The following is a 7,465-nucleotide window of genomic DNA, read 5'->3' on the forward strand; positions in this document are numbered from 1 at the left end:
GACGGTGGCCAGCCCGCGCCTGGGCGTGTCGCCTACGCGGCGGGCGCGACGTCCCAGTCGGTCAGGACGGCGGCGGGCTCGCTGAAGGTGGAGAAGTCGGTCGTCGCGCGGAACGCGGGGAGCTGGTAGAGGGCGCGGGCGTAGGCCCACAGCCGCGGGTAGTCGGACAGCGGCGGCAGGGTCGCCAGGTCGCCGACGCGGCCGCGGTAACGGACCAGGGACACCCACAGCCGCACGTCGGCCTCGGTCAGCTGGCCGCCGACCAGGTAGTCGGCGTCGGCGAGCCGGGCGTCGAGCCGCGCGAACGCGTCCAGCAGCGTCGCGCGGACCGCCTCGTCGTGCGCCGCCCGATGCGTGCCCTGGTTCACCGCCGGCCCGATCCACCCGTCGAGCTCGGCGATCTCCGCGCGCAGGTGCTCGGGATAGGTGTCGGCACCGGTCGACCACTGGCCGAACTGGGTGGCCACGTCGATCCCCAGGCTGACGAAGTCGTTCGAGACGACCTGGCGGGTCTCGCGGTCCCACAGGGTCGGGACGGAGACGTGACCGTCGAAGCCCGGCTCGGTCGCGTCGTAGGCGTCGCGCAGCAGGGTGAAGCCGTTGACCGGGTCAGGCCCGTACGTCTCGCGGAACCCCCAGCCACGGGCGTCGCGGGTGTTGTCGACGTAGGAAAGGCTGATGACGTCTTCGAGGCCGTGCAGGGCGCGCTGCAGCAGGACACGCTGCGCCCACGGGCAGAACCAGCCGGAGTAGAGGTGGTAGCGGCCCGGCTCGGCAGGGAACCCGCTCGACCCGTCCGCGGTGATCCGCCCGGTGAACCGGTACAGCGGCCGGGTGTCCGCCGGGTCCCGCCTGATCGTGTAGGGGCCGTGGGTCGCCACGTCGGTGGGGCTGGCGTACGCGGGCTCGGTGGTCCGGGAGATGACGGGGGCCTCGGACATGGACGTCCTCATTCCTGTCGTGGTCGGACGGAGCCAGCGCTGCTCACGCGCCCCTGGCTACAAGGCGACCCAAATTCCAACTATTCCGGTGAACTAGCGCGGATTCGCCTGCTCGCGCCTCGCCCGGAGAGCAGCAAGATCGCCGTTTTGGCACTCGTGTGGTCGTAGCCGTGGCGGTTTTGCGACCACGTCAGGGCCAAAACCGCGATCATGCCGGCGCGCCGACCTCGTCGGTCAGGTCAGTAGCACGATCCGGCCGAACACCTCGCCGGCTGCCATCTTCTGGTGGGCCAGGACGGCCTTCTCCAGGGGCAGCGTCTCGTGGACCACCGAGCGCAGCTCGCCGCGGGCCGCGGTGGTGAACAGCTCGGCGGTCACCGCGAGCTGGTCGGGCTCGGGCACGGTGTTCGCGCTGAAGGTGGCGAACGACAGCGACTTCTGGAAGGCCGCGAACATCGGCAGGCCGAAGTCCGCCGGCGGGTCACCGGCGACCGCTCCGACGGCCACCAGGCGCCCGTTCGGGTTGAGCCGCGCGAAGAACGACGGCAGGTCCCGGCCGGCTATGACGTCGATGATGACGTCATAGCCGGCCGGCGCGTCGTGGGCTCCCACCCCGGCGCGGTCCAGCACGTGGGTCGCGCCGAGCGCGCGCAGCCGCGCTCCACGCTCGGGCGACGACGTCGTGACCGCGATCGCGCCCGCTCCCGCCTGCGCCGCGAGCTGGACGGTCATGACCCCGATGCCGCCGGCCGCGCCGCGCACGAGCAGGGACTCGCCCGGCGCGAAGTGGGCGTGCCGCAGCCCGAAGTGGGCCACCCGTCCCGAGGTCCCGAGCGTCACCGCGTCGACGGCCGACATATCCGTAGAAAGGGGGATCAGGGCCTCGACCGGCGCGACGGCGAGCTCGGCGTAGCCGCCGCCGAGCCCGAGGAACGCCCACACCCGCCGCCCGACCCAGGCGGGGTCGACGCCGTCCCCGACCGCGGCGACGGTGCCCGCGATCTCGCCGCCGAGGATGTGACCCTGCTGGAAGCCGTAGGCGGCGACGGCCCCGCTGCGGATCACGGCGTCGACGCCGCCGACCCCGATCGCCTCGATGGCGATCAGCACCTGACCCTCGGCCGGACTCGGGTCGGGGAGATCTACGACGGCGAGCCCCTCGGGGTCTCCGAACGCCTGGATCGCTACTGCCTTCACGGTCGTCTCCGGTTCTGGACCTCTGGTCCTTGAGCTGCTGCTGGTCCTCGATCTGCTGCGGTCCGGCCGACCGTAACGGAGCACCCCGTCCGTTTGGCTAAAGTGAGAGCGATGACGGTCCAAGTGAGAGCGACGCTGCGTTCGGACGCCCGCGACAACCGCGGGCGCATCCTCGCGGTCGCCCGCGCCGCGTTCGCCGCCGAGGGCCTCGACGTGCCCATCCGGGAGATCGCCCGGCGCGCCGGGGTCGGCGTCGCGACCGTCTACCGGCACTTCCCGACCAAGGAGGCGCTGGAGGCCGCGGCCTTCGCCGAGCAGATGGCGCTGTGCTCGGCGATCGTCGACGAGGGGCTCGCAGCCGACGACCCGTGGCGCGGGTTCGCCCTGGTGATCGAGAAGCTCATGGAGCTGCACGCCCTCGACCGGGGTTTCGCCCGCGCGTTCACCTCGCGGCTGCCCCAGACGGCCGAGTTCGCCGCCGACCGCGACCGTGCCCTGCGGATGCTGATCGAGCTCGTTCGGCGCGCGAAGGCGGCGGGATTCCTGCGGGACGACTTCGTGCTGGAGGACATCAGCCTGGCGCTGATGGCGAACGAGGGCATCAGGGCCGAGTCCGTCGGGATGCGGGTGGCGGCCTCCCGGCGCTTCGCCGCCCTCATGCTCCAGTCGTTCCAGGCCAACCCCGTGCGGGCACCGCTCCCGCCGCCCGTGCGGCTGCCGCTGTCCAGGGTCCAGTAGCTCGCGGGCTGGGCGGTGAACAATCCCGACCGGCCGGAGTCTCCGCGCGGAACACGTGGCGGCGCCGCCGCTTCCTCCGTTCCCGGATGGTCTACGGTGGGCAGGCTGGCGAGGCGGTTTGTTCCGGGGAGTGCGAGTGGCGGCTAACGCGGTACCTGGTTCGGACAAGGCCCCATTGCCCCTCCTGGACACCACCGTGCCGCATTCGGCGCGGGTGTGGAACTACTGGCTGGGCGGCAAGGACAACTACCCGGTCGACCGGGTGGTCGGGGAGCAGGTCCGCGAGGTCTACCCGGAGATCATCGACGTCGCCCGTGAGTCGCGCGGCTTCCTCGCCCGCGTGGTGCGCTTCCTGGCCGGGGAGGTGGGCATCCGCCAGTTCCTCGACATCGGCACCGGCCTGCCCACGGCGGGCAACACCCACGAGGTCGCGCAGTCCATCGCTCCGGACGCCCGCGTCGTCTACGTCGACCGGGACCCACTGGTCCTGGTCCACGCCCGCGCCCTGCTGACCAGCACTCCACAGGGCGTGACCGCCTACGTCGAGGCTGACGTCCGCGACCCCAGGACGATCCTCGCGGCGGCCGGCGACGTCCTCGACTTCACCCGGCCAATCGGGCTGATGATGCTCGGCGTGCTGGGCAACGTCGCCGACACCGACGAGGCGTGCGAGATCGTGACCAGGCTGGTCGACGCGGTTCCCGCCGGCAGCTACCTGGTCGTCAACGACGGCACGATCGCCAGCGCCGAGGAAGCCCAGGGGGCGATCGAGGCCGCGCGGCGCCGCAAGGAGGCCGGCGACCCGTACTACCCGCGGACACCCGCGCAGATCGCCAGGTACTTCGACGGGCTCGACCTCGTCGAGCCCGGTGTGGTGTCCACCCCGCTGTGGCGGCCCGAGCCCGGCACCAGCCCGCGGCCGATCGGCAGCCACGGAGCTGTCGCCCGCAAGGCCTAGCCGCGCCCCCGGTCCCCGGGAGACACGAACTCGCCGGCCGCGCTGAGTTGCGCGTGTCGATCCGGGGCGATGCCATTCGACCTACGGGTGAGCGGGTCGAGCGGCGGCCCCGAGATCACGGGAGACAGCGATGCCCCGATACATGTTGATCATGCGCTCCACCGACGAGGCCGTGGCGCAGATGATGGCGACCCCGTTCGAGGAGATGCTGGAGAAGGTCGGCCGGTTCAACGAGGAGATGATCAAGGCCGGGGTGCTGGTCGCCGCCGAGGGCCTGGACGACCCCAGCCAGGGTGTGGTGGTCGACTTCAGCGGCGAGACGCCGGTGGTCACCGATGGCCCGTACGGCGAGACGAAGGAGCTGTTCGGCGGCTTCTACGTCATCGATGTCGCCTCGAAGGCGGACGCGGTCGAGTGGGCCAGGCGCCTGCCGGCGATGACCGGCTCGAAGTGCGAGATCCGCCGGGTGCCGACCATCGACGAGTTCCCGCAGGACAACGAGTGGGTCATCAAGGAGCTGGCGTGGCGCGAGCGGACCGGCCAGGTCTGATGCCCGCGGCGACCGACGGCCCGCCGAGCGAGTCCGCTCGGCGGGCCGTCGAGGCCGTCTGGCGGATCGAGTCCCCACGCATCGTCGCCGCGCTCGCCCGCTACACCGGCGACTTCGCCCTCGCCGAGGACGTCGCCCAGGAGGCCCTGACGGAGGCCCTGGTCAGCTGGTCCCGCGACGGGGCGCCGGCGAACCCGGTGGGCTGGCTGCTCGCGACCGCGCGGCGCCGTGCCATCGACAGCTTCCGCCGCAGGTCGGCCCTCGACGAGCGCTACGCCACCTTCGCCAGGGAGCTCACCGAAGGCGAGGCCAACGCCGGCGCGACACCCCACGGCCGGTCCGATGACCTGCCCTGGGACCCCGACCGGATCGACGACGACACGCTCGCCCTGATGTTCATCTCCTGCCACCCGGTGCTCTCGCCCGAAGCCCGCGCGGCCCTGACGCTGCGCGCGGTCGGCGGCCTGGGCACGGAGGAGATCGCCCGGGCGTTCCTCGTCCCCGTGCCGACCATCCAGGCGCGGATCACCCGGGCGAAGAAGACGATCGCCGCGGCCGGAGTGCCGTTCGAGCTGCCACCGGCCGAGCAACGGCGCGAGCGGCTCGGTGGCGTCCTGAGCGTGCTGTATGTGATCTTCACCGAGGGCTCGACGGCCACGGCCGGCGACCGGCTGCTGCGTCCCGAGCTCGCCCACGAGTCGATCCGGCTGGCCCGGATGCTGTCCGCGCTGCTGCCCGACGAACCGGAGGTCTTCGGCCTGCTCGCCCTGTGCGAGCTCACGGCGGCGCGTTTCCCTGCGCGCACCGGGCCCGACGGCGAGCCGGTGCTCCTGGCGGACCAGGACCGTCGGCTGTGGGACCGCTCCGCGATCCGGCGCGGCCGGGCCGCGCTCGCCCGTGCCTCGGCGGTCGGGCGCGGCCTCGGGCCCTACGGGCTGCAGGCCGCGATCGCCGCCTGCCACGCGTCGGCGTCGTCCGTCCCGGACACCGACTGGGAACGCGTCGTGCTGCTCTACGAGGCGCTCGGCCGGGTGGCACCCTCGCCGGTCGTCGAGCTCAACCGGGCCGTCGCCGTCGCCATGGCGCACGGGCCGCAGGAGGCGCTGGAGATGGTGGACGAGCTGGTCGCCTCCGACCGGCTGTCGGGGTCCCACCTGCTCCCGAGCGTCCGCGGCGAGCTGCTCACCCGGCTCGGCCGGACCGACGAGGCCCGCGCGGAGCTGACCCTCGCCGCCCGGCTGTGCCGCAACACCCACGAACGGTCAGTCCTGCTCCGCAAGGCCGCCGCCCTGCCCTGACGGGCGGCCGGCTGGGACCCCCGCCGGACTTCGCGGTCCGTGTCTGTGCGTCGCGGCCTGGTTTATCCTGGGCGAATGGTCACCATCCGGCGCCGGGGTTTCGGCGCGCTCTGGATGGTGGCGTTGCTCGTGGTCGGCCTGTGGGGCGCGGACGCGAGCAGGGCTGGTTCCGGTATGGGTGTCTCGGACCGGGCGCTGGCTGTCGTCTCCACGGTCCCGGGCCCCGGGGCCCGGGCGGATGTGGTCTTTCCCCGCGTGGACGGCCGCTCGGCGGTGTCGGCGAAGCTGGCCCAGGATCACCCGGGCGCCTCGGCCGTCGCGGCCGAGCTCCTCGCGCTCCTGCTGCCCGGCTACGTCTGGTGGCGGCGACGCGTCGGTCGTGGTGGCCGGCCGGATCAGCGCACCGGCGTGCCGGGTGCCCGTGGCCCACCCGCCAGCCTGGCGCGGGCCGCTGCCTGCTGACGGGCGTCGCCCCGCAGATTGACCTGCCGCGCGTCCGGCTGTGCCCGGATTCCGCGCGAGCGACGCCATTCGGTGTCACGAGACGCTGACGGCGTGCTGCCGCCGCGGGCGACGTCCTGTCGCGCGCTGTGCGCCCTTCCACGCTCACCTGCCGGCCGACCGTTCGAGGGTCGGGCCGTCGTAGCCGCGTCGGCTGACGCGCGACCTCCCGCCGCGCGGGCCCTGATGCGGCCACCCACGCCTTGCCTGGTGCTGTCCGTCCATGACGGGCGGCCGTCCAGGCGCATCGTCATGGAGGAAAATCTTGCACTCAGGACTCGAATGGGGCCGTGTGCTGATCGCGGTCCTGCTTCTCGGTTGTCTGTTCGCCGTGCCCGCGATCGTGGTCCTGCGTGACCAGCGCAGGGATCTTCGCCGGTTCGGCCCGGGTTCGCTGTCGCGGCCCGTTCGCTACACCCCGGAGGGGAAGTCGTTCCGCGAAGGGCTGCCGTTGCCTCCGGCCGGCGGCCCCGCTGACCGGACGACCGGCGGCCCTGCCGACCGGGCCGCCGACGGCCTGCTGACCAAGCCGCTGCTCGGCGGCGGCGCTGTGCTCAGACCGACCCCCGGCGCCGAGGTCTCCGCGACGAGCACGGCTGCTGAGCGCCGATGAAGGGCGAACCGGTGGAGATCGAGGAGACCGCGCTGCCCGGGATCGGGTTGCGGCATGAGTTCACGACCCGGGCTGGGCGTCGGGTGGGGGTGGTGTCGCATCACAAGGGCCGCCGCGAGCTGGTGATCTACGACGCGCACGACCCCGACGCGGTCGCGGACTCGGTCGCGTTGACCGCGGAGGAGGGCGACGTGCTCTCGGAGTTGCTGGGGGCGCCGCACATCGTGGAGAAGCTGGCGAATCTGAACAAGGTGTTCGCGGGCCTGGTGGGTGAGCGGATTCGGATCTCGGCGGACTCTCCGTACGCGGGCCGGTCCTTGGGCGACACGCAGGCGCGGACCCGTACCGGGGCGTCGATCGTCGCGGTGGTGCGTGACCAGGAGGTTCTCGCCTCGCCTCGTCCGGACTTCCTGTTCGCCCCCGACGACGTCGTGGTGGTCGTCGGGACCCCGGAGAACACCGCCGCCGTCGCCGACCTGTTCCGCACCGGCTGACCTGACACGGAAGGGGCGACCGCGTGCATGACATCGCATCCGTCTTCATCGAGCTCGGCGGTGTCCTGTTCTGCCTCGGCATCATCGGACACCTCGCGGCTCGGATCGGGATCTCGCCGATCCCGTTCTACCTGCTCGCCGGGCTCGCGTTCGGCCACGGCGGCCTGCTCCCACT

Annotated in this window: 9 protein-coding genes and 1 pseudogene; 8 read left to right on the forward strand and 2 right to left on the reverse strand. The window is 72.7% G+C overall.

Annotated features, from left to right (window positions below; translation table 11 throughout):
• Positions 1-32: 32 nt before the first annotated feature.
• Both I6A60_RS17320 and I6A60_RS17325 read right to left on the reverse strand, forming a co-directional pair.
• Positions 33-941 carry a glutathione S-transferase C-terminal domain-containing protein gene (locus I6A60_RS17320; RefSeq protein ID WP_203021596.1) on the reverse strand — a complete coding sequence of 303 codons (909 nt, stop codon included), beginning with the start codon at positions 939-941 and terminating at the stop codon, positions 33-35.
• A 234-nt stretch (positions 942-1,175) separates the two neighbouring features.
• Positions 1,176-2,138, reverse strand: a complete 963-nt coding sequence (locus I6A60_RS17325; protein ID WP_203021595.1) for a zinc-binding dehydrogenase — start codon at positions 2,136-2,138, stop codon at positions 1,176-1,178.
• Positions 2,139-2,249: 111 nt separating this feature from the next.
• Here I6A60_RS17325 and I6A60_RS17330 point away from each other — a divergent pair, with 111 nt between their 5' ends.
• From I6A60_RS17330 to I6A60_RS43590, 8 genes and pseudogenes are all read left to right on the forward strand, one after another.
• On the forward strand, positions 2,250-2,876 hold the full coding sequence (locus I6A60_RS17330) for a TetR/AcrR family transcriptional regulator (RefSeq protein WP_203021594.1): 627 nt from the start codon (positions 2,250-2,252) through the stop codon (positions 2,874-2,876).
• A 136-nt stretch (positions 2,877-3,012) separates the two neighbouring features.
• Positions 3,013-3,834, forward strand: a complete 822-nt coding sequence (locus I6A60_RS17335) for an SAM-dependent methyltransferase (RefSeq protein WP_203021593.1) — start codon at positions 3,013-3,015, stop codon at positions 3,832-3,834.
• 130 nt (positions 3,835-3,964) lie between these two features.
• Positions 3,965-4,384, forward strand: a complete 420-nt coding sequence (locus tag I6A60_RS17340) for a YciI family protein (RefSeq protein ID WP_203021592.1) — start codon at positions 3,965-3,967, stop codon at positions 4,382-4,384.
• Positions 4,384-5,682: an RNA polymerase sigma factor gene (locus tag I6A60_RS17345; RefSeq protein ID WP_203055651.1), complete on the forward strand. Its 1,299-nt coding sequence runs from the start codon at positions 4,384-4,386 to the stop codon at positions 5,680-5,682. The genes I6A60_RS17340 and I6A60_RS17345 overlap by 1 nt, the downstream gene beginning before the upstream one ends.
• Positions 5,683-5,757: 75 nt before the next feature.
• Positions 5,758-6,144 (forward strand): hypothetical protein, encoded by a 387-nt coding sequence (locus I6A60_RS17350; RefSeq protein WP_203017284.1) that lies wholly within the window; start codon positions 5,758-5,760, stop codon positions 6,142-6,144.
• A 304-nt stretch (positions 6,145-6,448) separates the two neighbouring features.
• A complete protein-coding gene (locus I6A60_RS17355) occupies positions 6,449-6,796 on the forward strand; it encodes a hypothetical protein (protein ID WP_203017279.1) in 348 nt (115 codons plus the stop codon).
• Positions 6,797-6,807: 11 nt separating this feature from the next.
• Complete coding sequence (locus I6A60_RS17360; protein WP_203055652.1) at positions 6,808-7,290, forward strand: cation:proton antiporter regulatory subunit; 483 nt, start codon at positions 6,808-6,810, stop codon at positions 7,288-7,290.
• A gap of 23 nt (positions 7,291-7,313) precedes the next feature.
• Positions 7,314-7,465, forward strand: a pseudogene (locus I6A60_RS43590) (cation:proton antiporter); the annotation flags it as partial.

Source organism: Frankia sp. AgB1.9, assembly GCF_016786355.1.
In the GTDB taxonomy this organism is placed as follows: Bacteria; Actinomycetota; Actinomycetes; order Frankiales; family Frankiaceae; genus Pseudofrankia.

What these genes read in the sequence shown, in the direction of transcription:
- I6A60_RS17320 (WP_203021596.1), bottom strand. Translation starts at nt 941, where the DNA reads ATGTCCGAGGCCCCCGTCATCTCCCGGACCACCGAGCCCGCGTACGCC.
- I6A60_RS17330 (WP_203021594.1), top strand. Translation starts at nt 2,250, where the DNA reads ATGACGGTCCAAGTGAGAGCGACGCTGCGTTCGGACGCCCGCGACAAC.
- I6A60_RS17340 (WP_203021592.1), top strand. Translation starts at nt 3,965, where the DNA reads ATGCCCCGATACATGTTGATCATGCGCTCCACCGACGAGGCCGTGGCG.
- I6A60_RS17345 (WP_203055651.1), top strand. Translation starts at nt 4,384, where the DNA reads ATGCCCGCGGCGACCGACGGCCCGCCGAGCGAGTCCGCTCGGCGGGCC.
- I6A60_RS17350 (WP_203017284.1), top strand. Translation starts at nt 5,758, where the DNA reads ATGGTCACCATCCGGCGCCGGGGTTTCGGCGCGCTCTGGATGGTGGCG.